The sequence below is a fragment of the Aromatoleum evansii genome (assembly GCF_012910805.1).
Lineage (GTDB): Bacteria > Pseudomonadota > Gammaproteobacteria > Burkholderiales > Rhodocyclaceae > Aromatoleum > Aromatoleum evansii.
In genome coordinates, this window is sequence record NZ_WTVK01000062.1 from 1 (window position 1) to 21,606 (window position 21,606).

Here is a 21,606-nt window from a genome sequence, read left to right on the forward strand (position 1 = left end):
CAACCCGGGAGTCTCCGCTTCGCTCCGCCGCTGCGGCGGCGCGGAGCGGTGCTCCGCGAAACCCCGCCTCCGCCCCCTTGAAGGGGAGGGAGCAAAGCAGCCGTCTGCATCACATCTCCCGCTCCGGAGGAATCATGGATTCGCGCACCGCGTGGAAGGTCTACGCCGCCCTGCTGTTCGGCACTTTCGTCACCATCGAGGCCGCCGCCTTCCAGGCCCCCGCCCTGCCGAGCCTGACGCGACACTTCGGCATCCCGATCAACCTCGCCGCCCTCGTGCTGATGTCCTACTTCGTGGGACTCACCGTATTCGCGCCCATCATGGGCCGCCTCGGCGACCAGCGCGGGCGCAAGCGCGTCCTGCTCGCCGGGCTGCTGGTGTTCGCGCTGTCGGAATTCGCCGCCGCGGCCGCCCCGACCTTCCACGTCTTCCTCGCCGCGCGCTTCGCCCAGGGCCTCGGCGTCGCCTGCATCCTGCCCGGCGTCTTCGCCTACATCGGCCATCTTTTCCCCGAACAGCGCCGCGGCATGGCGCTCGGCATCTTCGCGATGACGATGACGCTCGGCGCCGCGAGCGGCGGCCTGCTCGGCGGACTGCTGATCGACCGGCTGGGCTGGCCCAGCGTGTACTGGATCAGCGGTGCGCTCGCCCTCGTCGGCATCCTTCCGGTCACCCTGCTCGTCCCGGACATCCGCAGCGAACGCTCCGCCGCACCGTTCGACCTCAAGGGCGCGTTCTACCTCTTCACGACCATCGCCGCGCTGCTCTCCCTGCCCACCTGGATCGGCAACTTCGGCCTGCGCTCGCCCTACACCGCGGTGATCGTCGTCACCGGCCTCCTCGGCCTCACGCTGCTGTGGCGCAACAGCCAGCGCGTCGCGGCGCCCGTCATCGACATCGCCATCCTGCGCCGCCCCGCCTTTGCGCTACCGAGCGCGATCTACTGGTTGCATCTGCTGTCCTTCAGCGGCGTCGTCTACTCGCTCGCCTACTTCGTCACCGGCCGCCCCGGCGGCAATGCCGCGCAATTCGGCTTCGTCACCCTCTTCCTCTACGGCAGCAGCGTCCTCGCCTCCCCGCTCGCCGGCCGCCTCGTCGACCGCATCGCCCCCCGCCACGTCACCACCGCAGCCCTCGCCGGCACGCTCGCCGGCCTCGCCCTGCTACTCACGCTGCGCAGTGACACTCCGCTCTGGATCGTCATCGCCACCGTCTGCGTGCTCGGCCTCTCGATGGGCTGCAACACCCCTGCCGTAATGAAACTCGCCCTCGGCGCGGTCCCCCCCGAACGCCTCGGAGCCGGCACCGGCCTCTTCAGCACCCTGCGCGACCTCGGTTCCCCGACCGGATCCTCCGTCTCGCTCGCCACCTTCAGCGCGTCGCTCGCTTTTCACAAGGAACAAGGGACCGCAGATGCGCTTGCCGCGGCGCTGGGGACTGTCGGGTGGCTGCTCGTCGGGCTGATTGGGCTGGCACTCGTGCTCAGCTTGCGGCTGCAGAATTCGGCCGCCCGCGCGTCAGTGATTGAAGCCCGCCCATTTGGGGACTCGAGGACTTAGTCCAGCCTGCCGCGTGTGACAGCAAGCGCTCCCCAATTTGCTCGGTTAGCTGCATCAAAGTTGGTGCCAGTTTTTTTCACCTTCAACGGCATACACACCACCCGCGTCTTCAGTTCGGGCGTCATCATCACGCCAAGCGCCTTGAAAAGCTCGATATTCTCGGCGGTCGTCAGGAGCGTACCGCTGGTCAGGTCAGCGTAGAGAACAGTGCGCCAGTTCGTGGTGCCCCCAACGAATCTGTCACCCGTGCGCACGGGGGTTCTTGGCGTGCATCTTGTCTCATAGTCGCTTGAACTACGCGAGCGTTATGTCACTCATGCGGCATCCGACCTTGTCAGGCGTGCGGTATCGAAGATCGCCTGCGAGAAGGGCGCACTACACTTCGCCTTGAGATCGGGGATCGCGAGGACGTTTGTCCTCGCGTGCAGGTCGGTCCGCACGTGGCGGCACACGAACTCCTTGTCCTTCGTGAACACTACTTCGCACTCGACGATCCCCGCCCCCATCCGACCTGCGGCCTCGTACGATTCTCGCGTGCGGTCGGGAAGCAGCATTGCAGCGCCACAGTGGCCGATCGAAACGTCAGTGCGCTCGAAAGCCCCCCCGGAACGGGCGAGCAGGTCCTACACTCCGATTTCGCACGATCTTTCTCCTCTTATCGTGATCTGCGCAACGTTCCTCCCCGCACAGGCTCATGCAGGTCGCAAACTCGCGCCGTGCCAGAAGGATCCAAGTCTTGCGTGCCGGCATCGAGTCGGTCGTGCTCGCGGCAATCGCTCACGCGACCGGTCGCTCGCCCCCCGAATTGATCGACCTATTGCAACTCATGCATCCCTCGCCGGACACCACGTTCCGGAAGGGTGCCCGGCTGACGACCGAGCAGAGCGAACGCGTGCTTGCCTTCCTGCGACTGATTGAGCGGGTCGAGGAGATGGTGACGAACGGCGGCGGCGATCGGACCTTCGACGCGGCCCGTTGGCTTGGCGACTGGCTCACCACGCCCTGCCCGGCGCTGGGCGGGCAACGCCCCGCCGTCCTGACGGACACGCTCGAGGGGTACCGGATCCTCGACCAACTGCTCGCGCAAATGCTATTCGGTGCCTACGCGTAGGTCGACAACCTCGACGAACGCGCCGCCCTCCTCAGCTAGGGTTCTGTGCCCCATGCGCAGCGCGATCCCGAGCACTGTGTGGTTCCTTGTGCTGGCAGTGCGGTCATCCCGTGCCACGGTGGCCGGTACGTTCGTCAGAATTTTTCCGTAATTGATTGTTGATAAGCCAATTATTCTCTGTCGGAGTACGCGCACTCCCCTACATCCTAAGCCGTGCGGGCCGCGTGCCGATCAGCCGATTGGCACAACGCGCCACCCATTACCCGCACAGGGTGTCCGGGGGGTCAATCTTCAATGCGTAGCAACAGCTGTGCGCGAAGCTGATGGGTGCTGATAAGCCGTCTGCTGTCGCGAGGATCTACAAAGCGATGACCGGAAGAACCACGACACGCCAGAACATCGCCCGGACGCTGGCTCGGATCAGGAAGCGCCTCGCCGCGGAGGGGATGCGGAGTCCCCTACCGGCCAGCACCTTTCCGGCTTGTAGAACCTAATGTAGAACGCGCCAAACAAAAAAGAAAAAGCCCTGAATAATCAGGGCTTTACAAGGAATTCTGGCGGAGCGAGCGTCCGCGTAAATACGATCCAAAGACATCCATCTACGTTCAATAACAGTATACAACCTCCTGTTTTTCTTACTTCTTCTATCCGCAGCAGTCCAATACGATCTAACAGCAGCCAGCGATCAATGGCATACTGCGTGGCATACCAAGACTAAGCAGAGAATCTTCATGGCCACGCTCACGGACGCCAAGGCACGCAACCTCAAGCCCGAAGACGGCCCCCTCCCCCACGGCGGGGTGACGGGGCTGAGTCTCCACCCATCCAACACCAAAGGCCACGGGAAATGGGTTCTTCGGTTTGTCAGTCCGGTGACAGGTAAGCGACGGAATGCGGGCGTGGGCAGCTATCCAGAAGTCGGCATCGCTGACGCAGCGAAGCGCGCAACGGCCATGCGGGAACAGCTCGCCGACGGAAAGGATCCCCTGGAGGAAAAAGGCAAACTCGTCGATCAGCCAAAGGTTCCTACCTTCCAGGAAGCTGCAGAACAACTCCACGCAGATCTGCTTCCGGGTTGGAAAAACGTGAAGCATGGGCAGCAGTGGATCAACACCCTGGCTGAGTACGCATTTCCTACGCTCGGCACGAAGAAGCTTGCGGAAATTCAACCCCGCGATATCGCTGACGCACTTCGGCCGATTTGGCTCGGGAAGGCGGAAACAGCGAGCCGAGTAAAGCAGCGTATCCACGCGGTGATGGCTTGGGGCTGGGCTCATGGCCATTGCCAATCCAACCCGGTTGACGTCGTCGATCATCTACTTCCGCTGCAGCCCGCCAAGGCTGTACGGACCCAGCATCAGCCTGCCATGCCTTGGCAGGAGATCCCGGCGTTCGTGACCAAACACCTGAAGAAACGCGAGCCGCACGACGTAACCCGGTCAATGCTTGAGTTCGTAATCCTCACCGCCTGCCGTTCCGGTGAAGCGCGAGGGGCGGTGTGGGCAGAGATCGATACCAACAACGCCATTTGGACAATTCCGGCCGCCCGAATGAAAGCTAAGCTGCCGCACCGGGTGCCGCTCGCATCCAGGGTGATCGAGATCCTAAAAGAGCAGCGAGGCCAACATGAAAGTCTGATTTTTCCATCTGTTCGCGACCAGGTTGAACTCTCGGACATGGTGCTCACCGCATTCCTTCGACGTGTCAAAGCCCATAGCGACACGCCTGACAGAATTGCAACCGCTCATGGCTTTCGATCAAGTTTCAGGGATTGGTGCAGCGAAAATGGATATCCACGTGACCTTGCAGAGCGCGCCTTAGCGCACACCGTGTCAAACAAAGTTGAGGCTGCCTATCACCGCACGGACTTGCTGGAACTACGCCGTCCCATGATGGAGGCTTGGGCAGAGTTCATCGCGAATGATGAAAAATCAAGCTCGCCAGGCTCATCTGAATTAGCCGATACGTCTTCCGAGGCAGTAGTCGCAGCGATTTCCAACTGATGTGGCGGTTTGGCCAAACGGAAAAGCGGCGGCTGACATGGAAAGAGCGGAATCTAAAATTTTTTTAAACGCTTATTACTGATCTGGAGCGCAAGGGGTGCGCCCCGGATCAGCCTCGTTTGTCACGATCTGCTCAGGGATAGTGCTGTGAGGCGAAGATCTAAGTAGGCCTCCACCGGGCGTCATCCAGTAGGTAAGGCCCGGCTATGCCGAAAATCGGGGTCTGAACGTCAGGCGGATAGACCTTTGCCGACACACAGTCAACGCCTTCAGGACTCTTGTATCTTGGGCCCACAGCGTCAGCGATTGCCTCGCAGAGTTTCAGATAGGGGATCAGGGGGCCCGATGGAAGTTTGACACGGGCTTGCACTATTGCCATCTACCGTGTTGTTGATTTCAGAAAGTGTAAGACGAGGCGTTCCGTTTCCAGATAACGAGGTATTCCGTCGGGGAAGTCCCCTGGGTAACCGTCCGTTCGATTAGTTCATTTCGCTACAAGCCAATCGATTCCGACCTCGCGTTTCAATTTATACCCCCTATATCCGAATATGAAACATACCTTTTCCTCGTTGTTAACTTTCATGGTTCCGACAATCAATGCAGGCTAGAGCTCTTGGTCAAATAACACTTCATCCTCCGTGAGAACCTGAATTCTGGTTCTCAAGTACCGCCCCCACGCCTCCAGAAGTCGCCGTTCAGGGACTTGAAAATCCATGGATGGAAAGCGCAACTCCCATCTGACTGCTCTATCGGGGCGGAATGCCCCAAAGAGAAACGGGTAGGTCTGTTGCATAGCAAAAACGGATGGCGTAGGCGCGTTTAGCACGGCGAGTTCCAAGCGCGCGACATTACCGTGAATCTTCCACTCGGTGCTTTCGCCTTCGTCGTTGGTGTACTGCCTTCGCTCAGCGGATCGAACGGGAATTCTCGTTGCCCCCGCAGGTATCAGCTCAGGGCGAATGGCCTGGATGTCTTTGAAGGAAAGATCTTGGTTTCCTGCAAGCAGCCGTTCGAGGTACTCCGCGCCGTGGATCAGCTGATCTAGGCAAAGCACGACTTCGCTCAAGGAACAGTTGTCGATGGTGCCCTCATGAATCAAGAGCGGTAACGTGCTCCTACAGGCGACTGGAAAGGCGTCATCATCGACATTCGCGTTCTCACAGATTTGAACCAGCGGAAATTCGCGTTCGAGAACGGCAAGAAGGTCACGTTTTAGCCGCAGTCGCTTCGTCGACACCGGCGAGGTCAGCGTCAGGCACGCGATACGGTCGGGACTCTGGGCAGAAAGCTCGAGAAAGTGTTCGATCCTGATCTCGACCGGCTGATGGGGTCTCCTTTGATTCTTTAGCTTCGGCTCGATGACCCAGGCGACATTGCTGCCGCGCAGGCGATGCACTATTACTTCCTCGACCCCCGAGACTTCCCGCGCCGCAGATACTAGGAGACTGTTTGTGGCATCGATTATGCCTTGGTCGATCTCTCCCTCGTGCGGCTTGCGCCCCCAGCGCTGGGACAACTTCACCACCTCACGAAAGGGATAAGGGTCAGGAGCAACCGCACTACCATTCGCCGGTCGCCTCAGGCATTCGCGCCAGCTGTCTGAAACATCCGAGAAATCGATCGCCTTCGAACCGGGCACCAGTTGTCCCCGGTCGAGCACCGTTTCTGCGGCGAACTTCCGCCTGATGAACTGGCCGACCTGGTCCTCGTCGAACGAGCCCTTGAGATACGGATAGACGATCTCCAGTTGTGCCCTTTCCGGCAACAGCTCGGCGTCACCACAATCATCTATGTTGCGATGCACGGTCCCATACAGACGGTCGACCCGGCCAACGCGCTGCTCGTTGTCGCCAGGCGTCCACGAGATTCCATAGTGGAGCACTCGACGACAATTGAGGTGCAAATTGACCCCTTCCTGCAGGACCGATGTCGCTATCAGCACATTCGGAAAGAACGGCGTGTTGAAAGCGGTGATCAGACGGGCGCGGTCCTTGACGAGACTCGTGCAATACGCGCTTGGATTCTGGGCGTTGAGCTCGTTCCAGGCATAGGTCAACACATCCTTTGGTGCATATAGCCGAACTACCTTTTCCCAAACGTCCTTGTACGTACGAAGCGCCTGCTGCATCAGTGCTTGCGTCAGAGAGCCGGTAAATTCCGTGTCCACCTGCATGCAAAATTCCTGATATATCTGGGCAGAATCCGCGCGACTCCGATGCGCCTTGATGAACCAGCAGTAGAGTTCGACGATCGCGCCCGACGCGAGCGTGAGCCCCTTTCTCAGATAGGTCTGAAAGAAGGCTTCCCGTGCGCACGGGGAGCCCGTGAGCAACCGACGCCACACTTCGCGATCCTCGTCCGTGAGATGCCGGTCGAAGATCGCAGCCAACGTATCGATCCTTTGTCCTTCCAGATTCGACGGCCTTGCCGCCTCACGGAGGTGACGTGCGCCGAAGGTCCGCTGCAGCACCTCTAATTCGGGGCCATTATCCTTGGACTCGTCGTCATATCGAGCCAGCCGTTCCGCACGAGCCCAGCTCCGATAATCCGTCATGATTCCGGGATGCGGGTAAGCTAGTTCATGATGCGATGCCAACGGCGGTGCAAAGAACAGGCAGAACAGGTCCGTCGTGCGATTGAAACGGTTGCGGAACGTGGATCCATGCGTGTCCCGGACTTCGCGTCCTTCCTGCTTCCTGATGAAGTAGTCCATCACCCGGGAAGGCAAGAACTCGACGTGCTGCGCTTCCGGTTCGTCACTGTCATCTTCCGCCTGGACGGAAGCTGCGAGCTGCCTCGTGACCGTTTGATGCAGCCAATCCCGCTGCGAGGACGTTCCGGACGAGCCTTCATCAAATTTCAATCCATCGAGTCCTAGCGCGCAACCGATCTTATCAATGAACATTGCATCGAATTGCTCGTTCACGCGTGAAGCGAGTTCCTTCGATGACGGAATGCGCCGCACGAACACCAGCGCCTTGTCCTCCTCGACACTTTGACTCACCGGCTCTCGCCACCAGTAATTCCCCGCACCGGGCGTCAGGTGCGCGATCGTCTGGTCATACTTCGGATGGCATGGAAAAGAAAACCTCGTGCCGAATTTCCGGGCCAGCTTCATCAACACCTGGCTATCGATGGCGCTGGAGTAGTCACTGCGCTCCTGTATGTCCTCCTTCGTACCGACAGGCTTCGTCGTCTCGAACCCCTCGAGATAACCGTACATGAAGCTCCGCTTTTCGTCGCGGTACAACGGCATTCCGTCGCCCTCGTCCTCAAGGTCGGCGAGCGCCTTCTGGTACAGCGCGAAGAAGACCTCGGCAGGGATGTCGTCCTTGAAATCGCACTCAAGGACCTTTTCGTGCCGATAGTGATACTTGTTCCGTCCCGACAAACGACGCAAGCGCCGCAGGCCATACTTCGTTAGCGCAGCGACCGCCGATGTCGGCGGCGACGCTAAGAAATAACCGAGGACATTGGTGACATCCTGGTTGGTCGTATGGTTCGGCGTCGCGCTCATCAGCAGAACCCGGTCCGCCAGCGGCGAATCTTCCAATCCGAAGAATCCCCGAGCGGCATCGACGCGCTGACTTCCACCGCCTACATTGCGCAGATAGTGGGCCTCGTCCACCACCAACAGATCGATGCGATGGTCGATCGCCGCTAGAAGCCTTTGTCGCTCCGCATCAGCCTGCTTGCGCGCCAGCGCGGCTTTTTCCTTCCCGGTGTTCTTGTCCGAGGCATCGGACAGCTGGCTGAAGATTGTTATCTTGCTGATCACGAAGCGCCTATTACCCGCAAAGGCATCCACGACCGACCCAAGGTTGGCACAAACTTCCGGAGGATGGCAAGCCTCGTGGTCGCCTTGCTTCACCACGCCATCAAGATGCTTGTAGTGATCGCGCAAAAAACTTTTGAATTCGCTGCTCCAGTTTTCCGCAACCGACTGATTGGGAGCAATGACGAGGATGCGCGCGTCGCTCTTGAGCTGCCACAGCAACGCGAACACACCCATCGCCTGGAACGTCTTGCCCATGCCCACTTCGTCCGCCAGCCAGGCCACCTTGTGACGTCCGAGGCGATTCCAAATGCCGGCTACGCCTTCTGCCTGCAGATCCTCAATCGGCTTCGCGATGGCATCGGGTTCCGAAGGATATTTCCAATCCGGCCTCGCCCGAACGAAGCTAATCCAATTCGAGACTTGCTCCGGTGCGATGGGTGGAAAATGCAGCGTTTCGGTCATGGGTAACCCGTCTCAGCCCGGGCAAATTCGAGAATTTGTACAATCTTGGCCTCGGCCTGCGGAAACGCCGGAAGCGGCGGAATTTTCGCGGCCAAGACGGCGAAATCGATATTCCCAAGATCGGTCTTCTGGTTTTCGCGTCCGGCCTTCTTCCAAATTTTTTTTGCATATCCGACGAGCACCTTGAGCTCCTGGATGAGAAACCAGCGGTAGATTGGAGACCATTGTGGATTTGCTTCAATAGCCTGAACCGTGGACTCCACAATCTCGCACACGCTGCCGGGATAGGACGCGATACGCCTTCGGAGCTCGGTCGGGTTGCCGGCATCGCGGAGCTGCAGCGCAGCCCCTTTCATCGCGGCGAACATTCTGAAATAGCTGACGCTCAACTCAGAGATTGACGGCTTCGATTTCCCTTCGCTCCCGTTCGGTTCGGTCGTGGAATCCTCGTCGTACGCAATCGGGTTGCGTCCGCGCGGGTCTCGCTCGGGAAGTCCTTCGATCAAACTGCTGATCAAGTCCTCCCAGTATCCGAAGCGAGTGGCGGGCCGTTCCTCGGGGTGGCATTCGTTGACCCACACGAGGGTGGAAACGCGTTCGCCTTTTTCTTGGTACCGCAGCGAAACACACCTCTGCTTCAACATGAAGCCGCAGTCGCCGACGATTTTCTCTCCTTCCGGCATCTTCGCCAAGGAAACGGCAAGATCGCCTCTGGGGGTTGGCAGAAGCAGCTCCGGTCTCAGTTGCGCGAGAACTTCAGGCTCGATCGTCGATATAAGCTTCCACGACCAGCGTCGATCTCCCAGCCAGTCGAAGGTGACAAGAACCGAGACTGGTGGACGCTTGAGACCGTCGAGCTCGTCCTTGCTCTCCTGTGCCTCTTCATCGGACCAGCCCTTCGCATTATCGCCGGTGATACGCCTCAGTGCCGTGGGCGGCTTTCCTCCCTGCTTGAACAGGACAATTCCGGCTTCCAAGTTGTTGCGGGTTGGATGGACCCCAAGCGCGGAGCGGGTCAAGTTCCATGAACCGACCGCGATATGCTGAGGCGTCAGCCACACCTTGGCGTGCGAAAAGCGGGAACGAGCATCCGATGACTCGCTCTTCGCTCCGGTCGGATCGAAGTATAAGCTTCTCCTGCGCTCACTTTTGCTCGCAGCAAGAAACGCATCGACCGCCGGCTGGGGTACCCGTATCTTGCTACCGTCCATGAGGTCAGGCACCACGGCGAAGTCGCTGAAACAGGCATGGCGGTCCTGGATCCCGTCGGCAAACTCCGCCAATGACGTCGACAAATACGGCGTCCAGATCGTAAGCTTGTCCGGTGCCCCCTTCGCGAGGTGGTCAAGAAAGCTTTCCTCGCTTAGCGAAGAGACAAACCGCCAACGATGGACTTCCCGCTCGTCCCCTCGCACCTGAGGAAATTGGCCGTTCGTTGCGAGACCGCACCAAGTGAAGATGCGCCGGAAGAAGCTGAAGACTGCCCGCCTGTTGGACTGGCCTTCGAGCTTCTCGAAATGAAAGCATTCCCGATTTCTGCCCCATCCATCGAGGGTCAGATTCGCACTACCCGCGCCGACGAATGCTCCGTTTTTACCCTCAAGATAAATTACCTTCGGGTGAAAGAAGCCGTCACCAAACCGGCGACGCTCGGGAGTATTCAAATGCGGCGATCGGAAGTCCACGCCGTACAGCGGAATCGACGTCCTCTTGACCTTGTCGCGCGCCGACGCCCGAATATCGTGAAATACTCGGATATCGATCGGGGCCTCACCATCGATGGGAAACAGGTCTTGCTGGAGACGATGGTAATCGTCGGGCGTCTTGGGAAAATCAGCGCCCGCCAAGACCGGCGCGATGTAGCTCTCGATCAGATCTAGGTTGTAGGTGAAGGTCGTGAACCAGGCTCTGCGAACCGGGCCAACCGCGTTGACAACGTCTTGCAACGAATCGAGCAGCTTCATTTCTTTACGCCGCCTTCAGACTGCTTGCCAGTCCCACGAACTGAGACGCATGATAGTCGTGCACCCACTCGTTTTCGTCGTAGTCGCGGCTCGCCTTGATTTCCACTTCCCGGTCGAGATGTTGCCCAACCAGCCTTATCCACGGGCGTGCAGCGCGGTACTCGGACACGTCGGCATGGTATTCGACGATCCTCTCGACGATCTCTGGGGCACTCAGCTCGCGCAAGCGCAAGAGCGATCGAAGACGCTCCTGTCCCTCACCGGATATCGCAGAACCGATCTCATCGGCGCTTGAAGGAAACACGGGCACCAGAGGACGCTCGCCGTAACGCATATTCATCCAGTCGGCGCACTGGCCACCCTTCCTGAAATCGGCGTTCAATAGAGCATCGAAAATCCTGCTGATTCGTGCGAGGTAAGGCTCGACCTCACAAACATGACGAAGGCCCTTGATCTCGTTGCCGTTCATGTCGGCCTTTGCCTTCCGGGCCGCCTCCAAGGCCGACCGGAAGACCGTCGCAGCCGAGCGCTCGTAGGTTTCCAGCGTCTGCCAAAGCCAACGTGTCTCGCCGATATCGAACGAGAGGATCGGATGCCAAAAGGGAGAAAACTCCTTGTCCAGCGTTGCGCGCTTGCCGAAGCATTGGACGTAGAGGTCGAAAATTTCCGAATCGATGTCCGCCTGACGGATATCTGCGTTCTTCCTGGCGAGGAGTACACGGACATTATCACGCAGTAACATGCTCAACTTTGCGAAGTTCTTTCGGCGCATGAATTCATTGTTGACCGCGCTCCACGTATCTAGACAGTCGACCGGGTGCCCGGACTCCGGGTGAAGCAGCTTGAGGTGCTGTGTAAAAGCAGTGCGATAACGTCCTGAGAATCCAAGCTGAACCTGACGGACGAGAATTTCGCCCTCAACATCGTCGAGTAGGAGGGGAAACTTTTTCCCCTCCTCAAGATAGCGTCTAGATGCATTCGAGAAGCCAATAAGGCCTTCTGCATTGATCTCTCTTTTTGTTGAACAAAAAGCATATAGCATTACCTTTTCGAGAAATACCAGCAGACTCCTTGTGAACTTCGGGCTACTGCCAAGCTGGAATTTGCTTCGGTAGCTTTCGCTCCAGGCGGACGGATCCATTTCCATGCGAATCTGTTTAACGACCCAACAGTGGAATAGGTTGATCGTATAGGCCCGCAAGTCGTTGGTGATCGAGTTGACGCGGAAACGGAAGACGTTGTGCGCCAGCCCCGACCAGACGACCCGTAATCCCAGTGGGTCCGATTGCAGACTACCGACGATTCTTGGGTCTTCCTCTGTGAACCACTGCTGAAAGGACATGGCTTGCTCCACCCATTTAACATTCCGTAACCATCAATGATATTCAACTATAAATATGGCAAAACAACAAGCAGCCACTCCGTTGCAGAGCAATACGAATCGCATGGTCGACGTCGGCTCCGGCCGAGGACAAGTCCGGTCTAAACGGGCGTCCGGTTCCGATTGATGGCCCCATACAAGCACCTCGGGTCGGTGTCTCCGGGCCGCGTCATGTCTCTGACGATCCGGAATGCCATTCCAGAGGATCCGCCAAGTTTCGGCGCGCGATATGCTCTCCCGTCACACACCCACGTGCCCGCTCGCTACTAAACGCGCCGATTGGCACACCAGTCGTCGGATTACAATGCAGACTGAACACTTCGATCATTCGAAGCATGCCATCGGCGCTATCTCGAACTTCGTCATCCACTCTCCGCAAAATCAGAGCTTCTGTCTCGATCACGGCATCGACGACGAAGTGCGCTAAGTTGTTGTGTCGAATATTGAAGTCAGCCGTTTCCTCAAACGCGCGGGCCAGGTGCTGCCATCCCAAGTTTCGGGGTAGCATCGGCAGTTGGAAACAGGCTTTCGTCCGATCGGAATGCAGCTGCGGGACGCATTCAGGTGAAGCGCCGTGCTTACTGCAGAGTGTAGAAATCGACCTTTGAGTGCTTCGCACCGCCGGCGCCCCGCATACCTCGCACACATGTTCGGAGATACCCTCCGCCATCCGCACCAAGCCTTCGACAAACGCGTCACCTCCTCGGTACCGAAAGCGCAATGTGCCGAGTTTTTCCTTCACGTGCATCGCCAGTACCGGCCGACATTTCGTCGTTGGTAACGTAGAGCAGGATCTCGCAGCACAGGCAATCAATGATGTGGAACCAGCCGTCGCCACATTCGAAGGCACTGCCTGGCACGCCGTCCCAAACGCGCCTATGCAAACTGCGGAAGATTGGCGCATACCGATACAGCAACAGGTCCTCGAGTTCAGCGCGCAGAGGCATTGCTACGGAAGAATGGTTCGACGACTCTTTCAGCGATTCCACAAGTAACAGTCGGCAGATCCCCAATATTGCTCATATCCAGCAAGCTACTCCTTCTATGCGCGTGTCTCTGCGGATCTGCCATGCATGTCCAGGTGAGACATATCGTGGGCGTTGCCATGCAGCACCTGACTCACCCATTGCGGCTCAATCGCCGTGGTCTCTTCGCGCCACAGTGGCATCTCGCAAACAATGGCTTGGCAGATCTGCCTCATCAACGTCTGCAGCCCGAGGAATCCATCATTACGGCGAACCGCAGCTGTCGCGATCGTGCAGGCACATCCAGGGCTGAATTGAATACGCCTCCCACTCTTCTCAAGACTGTCCTGGTATTGCTCGAAGAGGCCGCCGCTTCTCAGCAGCATAGACTCGTACGCATCGTGATCAGGAGCGCCAAACGCGACAACGATGCCAAATCGAGCAGCCAGAGTCGGAATGAAGCCAAGTTCGGTCAGCAGGTCGTCGCATTCGACATGCTTCGACTCATCCCGACCTGCTAGCTCGCAGATGCCGATGATGATTGCGTTCTTTGCGTCGACATGCTGAACCCGGTCATCCGCCACGCGCAGTCGCCTGCTATCCAGCATCGTCACCAGAGCGTGCTGAAGTTGCCGCGCAACCTCGCTGCGCTCGGCAACAAGGAGCGTCTCCACATGATCGATGACGATGGCGCCATCCTTGCCCCTGAAGTCCGAAGATGGGTAGGACTCCACAAACGTCGCCCCGGAGTACAGGAGGGGGACGTCAACGATCGCGCGCGGAAGCTGTAGCACCTTCGTCATTTCGAGGATCACTTCCCGCGCCCCGGAACCGGTCGCGCCGAGCACCAGGATCGTCCCTCCTCCCTGACTGCCAAGCGGACCTCGCATTGTGAGCACCGCCTCGAGCAACGCTGCCGCTAAGGCACGTTTGGCCAACCGTTGTCCTGGAATTACGTTATCGGCGCGAGCAACAAGGGTGTCGACCGTGAGCAGACCGGGGCTTTCCCGCGTGCCAGCTTGCAACCCGTCGCCAATGATGTCGTTGCAGAGCTCAATGCATTCGTCGCAAATGAAGACACTTGGCCCGGCAATCAGATTCCTTACCTCGTCCTGATTTTTTCCGCAAAACGAGCAATACAGGCTCTTATCCGGGTTCTTGGAGGCGGTGTCGATCACTGTCGTGTGCTTCCTGAAAAGCCCCCATCGAGGCAGCGGGGGCGACCAGGTGAACTATCCTCGTTCCATACGACACCAACTGTCGTCTACGCACGACGCCTTCTTTCCACGGACATTGCCCGACGTCCCCTTTGGGACGGCTTTGGTCCTCATCGACGGCCATCCGGATCTGTGCCTGATGACACGAATCCGCGGGCACCCCGCACTCAAATGACTCCTTCCAGCCCCTTCCGAAAGGAAACTCAGCCCTCGCCAAGCGCCGTCAGCAGTGCGCCGTCATTCTTGTTGGTCAGGAACTCGGTCAATCGTGGCCGTGGCACCAGATGAACCGCCTGAGACTCCCATCCCATCTCGGCCGGATTGCCGCCGACACGCCGCGCACGGTAATAGCGCGTAAAACTCTGGGATCGCGGCACATCGGCCAGGTAGCCAAGGATTTCAACTCGCAAGCCGGCCTCCTCGTAGGCCTCCATGATCGCCGCCGCCTGAAGCGAGATCCCTTGCTCGACGGTGCCCTTAGGGAAAGTGGCCGTGTAGCCGCCGAATGCATTCGATGGCGCAACGAGCCAGTAACGGCCATCTGCTTCTTCGATGACCACGCCGGCGGCCGATCGAAGATGCGATGGCGGACTGAATGGCGGTTCATCGATGTCTGCCGTTCCAGCGACGGTCGCCCAGTCATTCACCGACCTCGGCGCATTCGTCCAGGCGTTCACGCCGATGCCGTTAAGCGACGCTGGCATCCAGCCGTCCGGAATCACAGTCGCAACCGCATTCGGATCCGCCCAGGCCTCACGAACACTTGGTGTGGAGGGGTGCTGGATGAGCACAGCTTTACCCTTGTTGTCCTGCCGTGGATGGTATGTCGTCATGTCAGAAGATTCTCAACGTTGCTCAAGGGGTCGAGACGGTTTCTGGTGAACTGATGATCACATCGGGCCAATGGTCCGCACGCATGTCCTCCAGGATCGCCGCGAGCCTCGTTTCGAGATTAGGACCGGAGGCAACCTGACCTTTGCCGCTCAAGGCCATCGCAAGACGGCTCGTGATGGCCCTAAGTTGTCCCACGAGCCCGCGGGACCCGAGTAACGCCTTGTGGGTCGCAGGAAGCGCCATCAGTTTCAGGAACGCTTCAACCACTTCCTCCTCGTCATCCGGCTGTCCGAGGGTGGCCAACCAGCCAATAACCTGAGCCCCCACGCCGATCGCTTCCAATGCCTCGTACGTGCTCGGCCATTCGTCGTAACGATTACCTCGCAACCATTCACAGAGGCCAAGCGGCGTGAGGCCCCTATAAGGTCCGCCCGCTATCCAGTATCGAGGATCGCTACGGTCGATATCGAATGGTCCGCGGAGGAAGTGCGGGATATCGTAGCTGCGTTGAGGTTCGCCCACTTGTCTCATCGCCGTGCTTCGAATCACGGCCGGCACATCCCAGTCCTCAATACGGCTGCTGCAAGCCAGCCCGGCTGGCGCTGCAATGCGCACGCTCCCCATCCCTCCCCAACCAGCCGGGACCATGGACTTCACCTTCGCCAGTTCAGGCATCTCGGTCGGTTTCTCGGACTCCGGAATTTCGTCGATCAACAGGAAGTTCGTTCTCCTTGCGACGAGCTGATAGGCCACCGCAAGTCGCGTTGCCTCCTCGTTCGCCTCCGACACGCATTCATGTTCCAGATCATCCAGTCGTGCAAGGCAACCGATCCGTGACACCATATCGCCCGCACGGACAGCGCCAAAACGCGCCCGCCCAATCACTTCGGCTGTCGCATCGGGTCCCTGCCGTCCGAGAAGGACAACGTCGCCCGTGGGCACCTGCCGACAGCCCGCGAACACACGTACGGTGTCGCCATCGAAGATGGCATTCGGAAGTGACGTCGCCCACAAGGGCTTCACGCCGTCCGGCCAGTGCAGCTCGATCCCGCTGACTCGTGGGGAACGAAGCCTCGCAAACATGCGCAGTATCGCCGGCTCGACAGCCTCTCCAGGGGCCACAAAATCGCACACCCCGCCCGTGGCTTCTGCAAGGCGTCTCAATGGCCCCTCGGCGGGACTGCTTCCAATGCCCACAATGAACATGCGATGCTCAGAGCGTCCTGCGGCAGCCAATACGGCATCGATCGCGCTGACTTCTCCGTCTGTGATCAGCAGGACATCTGCGGCGTTCGCGCCGTCGCCGCCCGAAGATAGGGCGAAAGTCGAGAGAAGCGCCGCTTCCAGTTCTGTCCCACCCAGATCGGCCTCAAGATCGGCAATCCACTGCTGAGCGGTGCGACGGCTCTTTTCCGTGCTGCGCCACATGGTTCGGGAACGATGCTCAACCGAGCTGCCGAAACGAGACAACGAGAAACGATCGTGATCGGCCATCCCGGTCACAATCCCCTGCAGCGCCCGGCGGGCAGCGGCAATACTGTCGCCCTGCATGGAACCGGAACAGTCAACAAGAATCTTCAATGCCGTGGCTACCGGCTCGTGATCGATCCGGGGGCAGAAACTGACGAGCCCACATAGGTGCTCAGGCTCAACGAAATCCCGCTCAAGCAGCGCAAACGAATCCTGGTCAATCTCGCTTACGACCAGGACAAAATCGCGATCCAATTCGCCTTTCCGGGCAAGCGACACCTCGACACGTGAGTCGGTCCCAATCTGCTCCATCCGCGTTGCAATGGGATGTGTGGGGGACGAGACACGACACCGGGCGAGTTCGCCTTCGATCTTCAGCACGATGTCAAAGGGATAACTCAACATCAGGTCGTGCTCGATGGTCTGATGAGGCATCAGCCTCGCATCGACGATAGGGTCGCCATAACGGGGCGCGATCACCATTGGAATCAGCAGACGAAGTGCCCCCTGTTCGAACTGCAGGGCCTGGGCGTACCGAATGCAAACGGCGCAGCTTTCACCCGGCCCCAAGTTACCGAGGCTCAGGGTAAAGCTTTCGTCCTGATTCTGTTCGAGCATGACGGCCCTATTGCCGTCCGAAAGCGCTTCCTCGTACTCCGCCTCGGCCGTGCGCTTCTCGACAACCACACCCGTTAGGTGCCGCTCGCCAAGTTGCACTTCCACGCCCAACAAGGTCGACGCCCATGGCAACGGAAAGCTGTACACCACTTCGACATGTACATCCCTCGGATTCCGGAAGCGCTGGGTCACCGTTGCATCCAAGAGCCCGGCGTTCAACACGCCATCCACGCGAACGCCCTGCAGAATCAGCCGCTCGCCGGTCCTCGTCTCCATACGTGCACCATCAGGTTTGCTCATCCAGGTCTCCCTGAGCGTCTGTTGCATTTCCCGACCCTGCCTCGTGCAACCCAGCGTGCACGGCCATGACGCCCGCCACGAAACGGCGGAGCGTTTCCGGCGTGAGTCTGGCCCTGCCAGGGTCAATCACGAGCTCGATACCGTCCGCTACCGTCAGATGACTGCGGACCGTCACGGTCCCCGCCGCTGGCAGCGGTGGCGGCACGGGAGCGTCCTTTCCGCGCAACAAGTCACGAATCCGCTCCAAGGAAACGCCGCCTGCGGTCCATTTCTTGATCAGCAGAAGCTGCTCAAGGTGGCCCGCTCCGTACCGGGCCGCCCGCGTTTCCCCTTCTGGCCGATCGACAAGGCCGATCTGAATGTAATAACGGACGGTCCGAACAGGCAGATCGGCTAGCACGCACAGCTCCGACAGGGGGTAATCGACCGGTTTCGACTGCTCGCCATTTTTCATACACTCAGTTTCTACACCAGTAGTGTATGTATGCAAGACGAAAGCGATAGAAAGTGACGATCTGGCATGCACCGCGTGCAGTTGGCCATCCCAACACGACAAGGGTTGTCGCGTCAGAGTGGTCAAATTGGTTCCTATCAGACCCCAAGGCATCGCGATGTTCGAGATCCTTTTACTAAGGACTGAAGCTCTCCTCGACGGACTGTTCGCGGACGCATTCTTCTGCTCCGCCACGGCGAACCGACATCGGCACCGATCTGTGGGTCGGGTCGATTCCCTCTCGACCGACGCCTGAAGAGCGCTGAGCGAAAAAGCCACCACGGACGGCGGGTCACCGCCACTTTCCCGAATCGTGCGACCGGAAGCGAAAATCATGGATGAACTTCTCTCGGAACAAATTGAATCCCTGCTGGGCACCAACTACTCGATCAAAGGGCTCAACAAGAACCTGCTCACCCTGAGCGGTTTCCTGGCGGACGCAACGTTGCCGGACAACGTTGCGGCGCAGCTCGAACGCGTCTCCCAACTTGCAATCCTGCAGGACCTCTTCGAAAGCTTGATGCAGGCGTTGAACCATGCAACTGCCCCCGCAAATAAATCACGACTCGAGCCAAGCAGCGACACGGAGGGCGGAGCCTCACGCGACCTCTCGCGACTGCTTGACCAGATCGAGGCCGTTCGGACGCAGATCGGCGCATGCGGCCCGATCAACTATGGCGAACTCATTGCGTGGATCGCCACCCGGGGTCGCGAGCGCAACATGCTGCGGCAGCGCTCTCGCCGATAACCCTGCGCGCCCATTTCGCATATATTGATCGGGCTGACTACCCACTCCCGCCGGAGAAGTTTCGATGCGCGCACTTTCAAAGTCCAAGCTCCTTGCCTATCTGCAGTGTCCCAAGCGCCTATGGCTCGAGCTACATCGGCCCGAGCTGCGTGAAGACTCGGCGGCAACCCAGGCAAGCTACACCGTGGGACACACCGTCGGTGACATTGCACGGCGTATCTACGACAAAGACGGGAAAGCGGCACTTATTGACGTTGGTACGGAGGGCTTCGATGGAGCGCTTGCGCGCAGCCAGACCCTTCTCGCCGGTACTCACCCGATATTCGAAGCGGGTTTTTCGGCGTCGGGCGCCGTCGCGTTTGCCGACGTTCTGTTACCCGTCCGGCGCAGCGGCAAGAAAGCGTGGCGAATGGTCGAAGTCAAATCATCGACGAGCGTGAAGGACTACCACCGATGCGACACCGCAATCCAAGCTTTTGTCGCACGCGAAGCGAAGGTGCCGCTCGCCGGGATCGCCCTCGCGCACATCGATACATCATGGGTCTATCCGGGCAACGATGACTATGCTGGGCTGCTGGTGGAAGAGGACCTGACGGAGGAGGCTTTCGGCAAACAAGCGGAAGTTAGGAGCTGGATCGCAGCCGCGCAGGCGGTTGCACGGCGGCGCAAGGAGCCAGTAACGGCCACGGGTCGCCACTGCAATGATCCTTATGACTGCGGCTTTTCCGCCTACTGCCTCTCCCAAGGACCTCAAGCCGAATATCCCGTCAGCTGGTTGCCACAGATCAGGGCAAAGGCACTGAAGGCCCGCATCGAAGAAGATGGCGCCATCGACCTCCGAGAGATCGAGGACGATCTGCTCAACGAGACACAACTTCGGGTCAAGACACATACGCTGGCCGGAACGACGTACTTCGACCGGCCAGGGGCTAACGCAGACTTGTCCCACCACAAGCTGCCCGCCTTTTTCCTGGACTTCGAGACGATCACTTTCCCGGTTCCGATCTGGAAAGGCACCCGCCCCTATCAGCAGATCCCGTTCCAGTTCAGCCTTCATCGCCTTTCGCGTACCGGAAAGCTCAATCACACGGGCTTTCTCGATCTTTCAGGCAAGGACCCCTCGCGCACTTTTGCCGAGGCGCTGCTCGGTGCCTGCGATGAGCACGGACCGATCTTCGTTTACAACGCAGCCTTTGAAACCGCCCGCATCAAAGAACTCGCTGCTCGCTTTCCGCGCCTGAGGCGGCCCTTGGATGCCCTACTCGCACGTGTCGTGGACCTCCTGCCCGTGGCACGCGAACGGTATTACCACCCTGACCAGCATGGCAGTTGGAGCATCAAGGCCGTGCTGCCAACCATCTCTCCAGATCTGAGTTACGACAGCCTGACCGGAGTCCAGGACGGCGGGATGGCGATGGGCGCCTTCCTCGAAGCCGTTTCACCAATGACGGCGGCGGCACGCAAAGAGGCGATTCGCGGCGAACTCCAACGCTACTGCGAGCTTGATACGCTAGCGATGGTCAGGTTGTGGGCTTATTTCAAGGGAAGGGCCTTGCCCGCATAAAGGCAAAGGTGCGGTGACTGATTATCGAGAATGGGGCCCTCGCACCGCTCCGTGCTTCACGCGGTCTCCGCCGCCGTCGTTGACGTATATAACGCTGCCATTTTCGCGACCTGCGCAGCTACGACTCCCCGAAGCCGTTCGGGTGCCACGATCTGCAGATTGTCGCCGCACCCCAGCAGCCAACGCAGCAACTGTCCGGTCGCAGGAACCGTTGCCTTGACACGGACGATAAAGGGGCTACCCTCGGGCTCATCCTCGATACGCTGGGTCGCACATAACGGACAGTCCCGCAACAAATCACCCACGTAACCACGCGCAAGCAATTCGAGATCGATGGTCTCGCCTTCTGCAAAATCGGCCTGTCCAGTGCTGATTTTTTCCTCGAGGCTGAACCCGACCGCCCGGCGCCCCGGTGCATCGCCGACAGATGTCTTCACAAATCGGTGCAAGGCGTACATCCGCACGGGGCCGAGTTCGTCGTTCTTAAGTGCATATAGGTACGCGCGCGGTCCCCGCTGCACGAAGGCCTGCGGGTGGATTGTGGGGTTAGTCGTCTTGTCGTCCCGATCCCGGTAGGTGGCTTTGAGCGTCCTCGACAGGGCCAGGGCTTCCAGCACATCTGCAAGAACTTTGGGCCGGATGTCTGCCGGACATAAACGCTGGGTGTCCGTGACGACCCGCATTTTGTCCGACCCTAGCCCTACATCGGTGTCGGCTTGAAGAAAGCGTCGCCACACCGCGTCAAGATGACCCGCAGGGAACTCTGTTTCGACGATGTTCCGCACCGTTTCCCGTATGAGCTCCAACACGTAGCGATGATTGTCGCCCTCTACCTCGGCACCCTTGATGCGTCGATAGCGGAGCGGTTTGCCCCCGGGATTGACCGGTTCGATCTGCCCGGTTTCTACCAATTCGACCAGATCGCGCTGGATGGCGCGTCGTCGGGCCGACAATGCCGCGTCCTCACCGTAAAGCACTCCGAGCTTTTCGAGTAATTGCGACGCGTCGGGGCAAAGCCTGTCATCGCCGTTCATCGGAACGCGCTCCAAGAGCTTTGCCTGGCGTTCGATCCGGTCCTGATAGGCAGCCATACCCCCTCCGCATCTTGTTATGCACGTCGCAATATACGACACGGCATG

Annotated in this window: 16 protein-coding genes; 5 read left to right on the forward strand and 11 right to left on the reverse strand. The window is 59.1% G+C overall.

Annotation, left to right across the window (positions count from 1 at the left end; genetic code table 11):
* Nucleotides 1-134: 134 nt before the first annotated feature.
* Nucleotides 135-1,559 carry an MFS transporter gene (locus GO615_RS22915; protein WP_169132200.1) on the forward strand — a complete coding sequence of 475 codons (1,425 nt, stop codon included), beginning with the start codon at nt 135-137 and terminating at the stop codon, nt 1,557-1,559.
* On the opposite strand, the gene GO615_RS28700 is transcribed toward GO615_RS22915, so the two are convergent.
* Together GO615_RS28700 and GO615_RS29245 are read right to left on the reverse strand one after the other, a co-directional pair.
* Nucleotides 1,556-1,813 carry a hypothetical protein gene (locus tag GO615_RS28700; protein WP_211167316.1) on the reverse strand — a complete coding sequence of 86 codons (258 nt, stop codon included), beginning with the start codon at nt 1,811-1,813 and terminating at the stop codon, nt 1,556-1,558. The two genes, GO615_RS22915 and GO615_RS28700, sit on opposite strands and share 4 nt — an antisense overlap.
* A gap of 60 nt (nt 1,814-1,873) precedes the next feature.
* On the reverse strand, nt 1,874-2,179 hold the full coding sequence (locus GO615_RS29245) for a glycerophosphodiester phosphodiesterase family protein (protein ID WP_281358746.1): 306 nt from the start codon (nt 2,177-2,179) through the stop codon (nt 1,874-1,876).
* A gap of 116 nt (nt 2,180-2,295) precedes the next feature.
* Between GO615_RS29245 and GO615_RS22925 the strand changes: the two genes are divergently transcribed.
* Both GO615_RS22925 and GO615_RS22930 read left to right on the forward strand, forming a co-directional pair.
* Nucleotides 2,296-2,670 carry an MbcA/ParS/Xre antitoxin family protein gene (locus tag GO615_RS22925; protein ID WP_169132201.1) on the forward strand — a complete coding sequence of 125 codons (375 nt, stop codon included), beginning with the start codon at nt 2,296-2,298 and terminating at the stop codon, nt 2,668-2,670.
* A gap of 731 nt (nt 2,671-3,401) precedes the next feature.
* Nucleotides 3,402-4,673 carry a tyrosine-type recombinase/integrase gene (locus GO615_RS22930; RefSeq protein ID WP_169132202.1) on the forward strand — a complete coding sequence of 424 codons (1,272 nt, stop codon included), beginning with the start codon at nt 3,402-3,404 and terminating at the stop codon, nt 4,671-4,673.
* A 604-nt stretch (nt 4,674-5,277) separates the two neighbouring features.
* On the opposite strand, the gene GO615_RS22935 is transcribed toward GO615_RS22930, so the two are convergent.
* The 8 genes from GO615_RS22935 to GO615_RS22970 all read right to left on the reverse strand — a co-directional run bounded on the left by GO615_RS22935 (nt 5,278) and on the right by GO615_RS22970 (nt 18,116).
* Nucleotides 5,278-8,913, reverse strand: a complete 3,636-nt coding sequence (locus tag GO615_RS22935; RefSeq protein WP_169132203.1) for a DEAD/DEAH box helicase family protein — start codon at nt 8,911-8,913, stop codon at nt 5,278-5,280.
* A complete protein-coding gene (locus GO615_RS22940; protein WP_169132204.1) occupies nt 8,910-10,877 on the reverse strand; it encodes a phospholipase D-like domain-containing protein in 1,968 nt (655 codons plus the stop codon). The genes GO615_RS22935 and GO615_RS22940 overlap by 4 nt, the downstream gene beginning before the upstream one ends.
* A 4-nt stretch (nt 10,878-10,881) precedes the next feature.
* Nucleotides 10,882-12,219: a hypothetical protein gene (locus GO615_RS22945; protein ID WP_169132205.1), complete on the reverse strand. Its 1,338-nt coding sequence runs from the start codon at nt 12,217-12,219 to the stop codon at nt 10,882-10,884.
* Between the two features lie 208 nt (nt 12,220-12,427).
* Complete coding sequence (locus tag GO615_RS22950; protein WP_169132206.1) at nt 12,428-13,000, reverse strand: hypothetical protein; 573 nt, start codon at nt 12,998-13,000, stop codon at nt 12,428-12,430.
* A 300-nt stretch (nt 13,001-13,300) separates the two neighbouring features.
* Complete coding sequence (locus GO615_RS22955) at nt 13,301-14,401, reverse strand: ClpX C4-type zinc finger protein (RefSeq protein ID WP_169132207.1); 1,101 nt, start codon at nt 14,399-14,401, stop codon at nt 13,301-13,303.
* A 242-nt stretch (nt 14,402-14,643) separates the two neighbouring features.
* Nucleotides 14,644-15,273: an NUDIX hydrolase gene (locus GO615_RS22960; protein ID WP_169132208.1), complete on the reverse strand. Its 630-nt coding sequence runs from the start codon at nt 15,271-15,273 to the stop codon at nt 14,644-14,646.
* Between the two features lie 22 nt (nt 15,274-15,295).
* Entirely contained in the window at nt 15,296-17,662 is a 2,367-nt protein-coding gene (locus GO615_RS22965; RefSeq protein ID WP_169132209.1) for a VIT domain-containing protein, read from the reverse strand.
* A complete protein-coding gene (locus GO615_RS22970; protein WP_169132210.1) occupies nt 17,649-18,116 on the reverse strand; it encodes a MerR family transcriptional regulator in 468 nt (155 codons plus the stop codon). The genes GO615_RS22965 and GO615_RS22970 overlap by 14 nt, the downstream gene beginning before the upstream one ends.
* A gap of 373 nt (nt 18,117-18,489) precedes the next feature.
* Here GO615_RS22970 and GO615_RS22975 point away from each other — a divergent pair, with 373 nt between their 5' ends.
* Both GO615_RS22975 and GO615_RS22980 read left to right on the forward strand, forming a co-directional pair.
* Complete coding sequence (locus GO615_RS22975) at nt 18,490-18,903, forward strand: hypothetical protein (RefSeq protein ID WP_169132211.1); 414 nt, start codon at nt 18,490-18,492, stop codon at nt 18,901-18,903.
* A gap of 64 nt (nt 18,904-18,967) precedes the next feature.
* Nucleotides 18,968-20,467, forward strand: a complete 1,500-nt coding sequence (locus tag GO615_RS22980) for a DUF2779 domain-containing protein (protein ID WP_169132212.1) — start codon at nt 18,968-18,970, stop codon at nt 20,465-20,467.
* A gap of 56 nt (nt 20,468-20,523) precedes the next feature.
* On the opposite strand, the gene GO615_RS22985 is transcribed toward GO615_RS22980, so the two are convergent.
* Complete coding sequence (locus GO615_RS22985; RefSeq protein ID WP_169132213.1) at nt 20,524-21,558, reverse strand: helix-turn-helix transcriptional regulator; 1,035 nt, start codon at nt 21,556-21,558, stop codon at nt 20,524-20,526.
* Nucleotides 21,559-21,606: the final 48 nt, after the last annotated feature.

Coding starts and splice junctions, on each gene's coding strand:
- GO615_RS22915 (WP_169132200.1), top strand. CDS start 135: ATGGATTCGCGCACCGCGTGGAAGGTCTACGCCGCCCTGCTGTTCGGC.
- GO615_RS22930 (WP_169132202.1), top strand. CDS start 3,402: ATGGCCACGCTCACGGACGCCAAGGCACGCAACCTCAAGCCCGAAGAC.
- GO615_RS22935 (WP_169132203.1), bottom strand. CDS start 8,913: ATGACCGAAACGCTGCATTTTCCACCCATCGCACCGGAGCAAGTCTCG.
- GO615_RS22940 (WP_169132204.1), bottom strand. CDS start 10,877: ATGAAGCTGCTCGATTCGTTGCAAGACGTTGTCAACGCGGTTGGCCCG.
- GO615_RS22945 (WP_169132205.1), bottom strand. CDS start 12,219: ATGTCCTTTCAGCAGTGGTTCACAGAGGAAGACCCAAGAATCGTCGGT.
- GO615_RS22960 (WP_169132208.1), bottom strand. CDS start 15,273: ATGACGACATACCATCCACGGCAGGACAACAAGGGTAAAGCTGTGCTC.
- GO615_RS22965 (WP_169132209.1), bottom strand. CDS start 17,662: ATGAGCAAACCTGATGGTGCACGTATGGAGACGAGGACCGGCGAGCGG.
- GO615_RS22970 (WP_169132210.1), bottom strand. CDS start 18,116: ATGAAAAATGGCGAGCAGTCGAAACCGGTCGATTACCCCCTGTCGGAG.
- GO615_RS22975 (WP_169132211.1), top strand. CDS start 18,490: ATGGATGAACTTCTCTCGGAACAAATTGAATCCCTGCTGGGCACCAAC.
- GO615_RS22980 (WP_169132212.1), top strand. CDS start 18,968: ATGCGCGCACTTTCAAAGTCCAAGCTCCTTGCCTATCTGCAGTGTCCC.
- GO615_RS22985 (WP_169132213.1), bottom strand. CDS start 21,558: ATGGCTGCCTATCAGGACCGGATCGAACGCCAGGCAAAGCTCTTGGAG.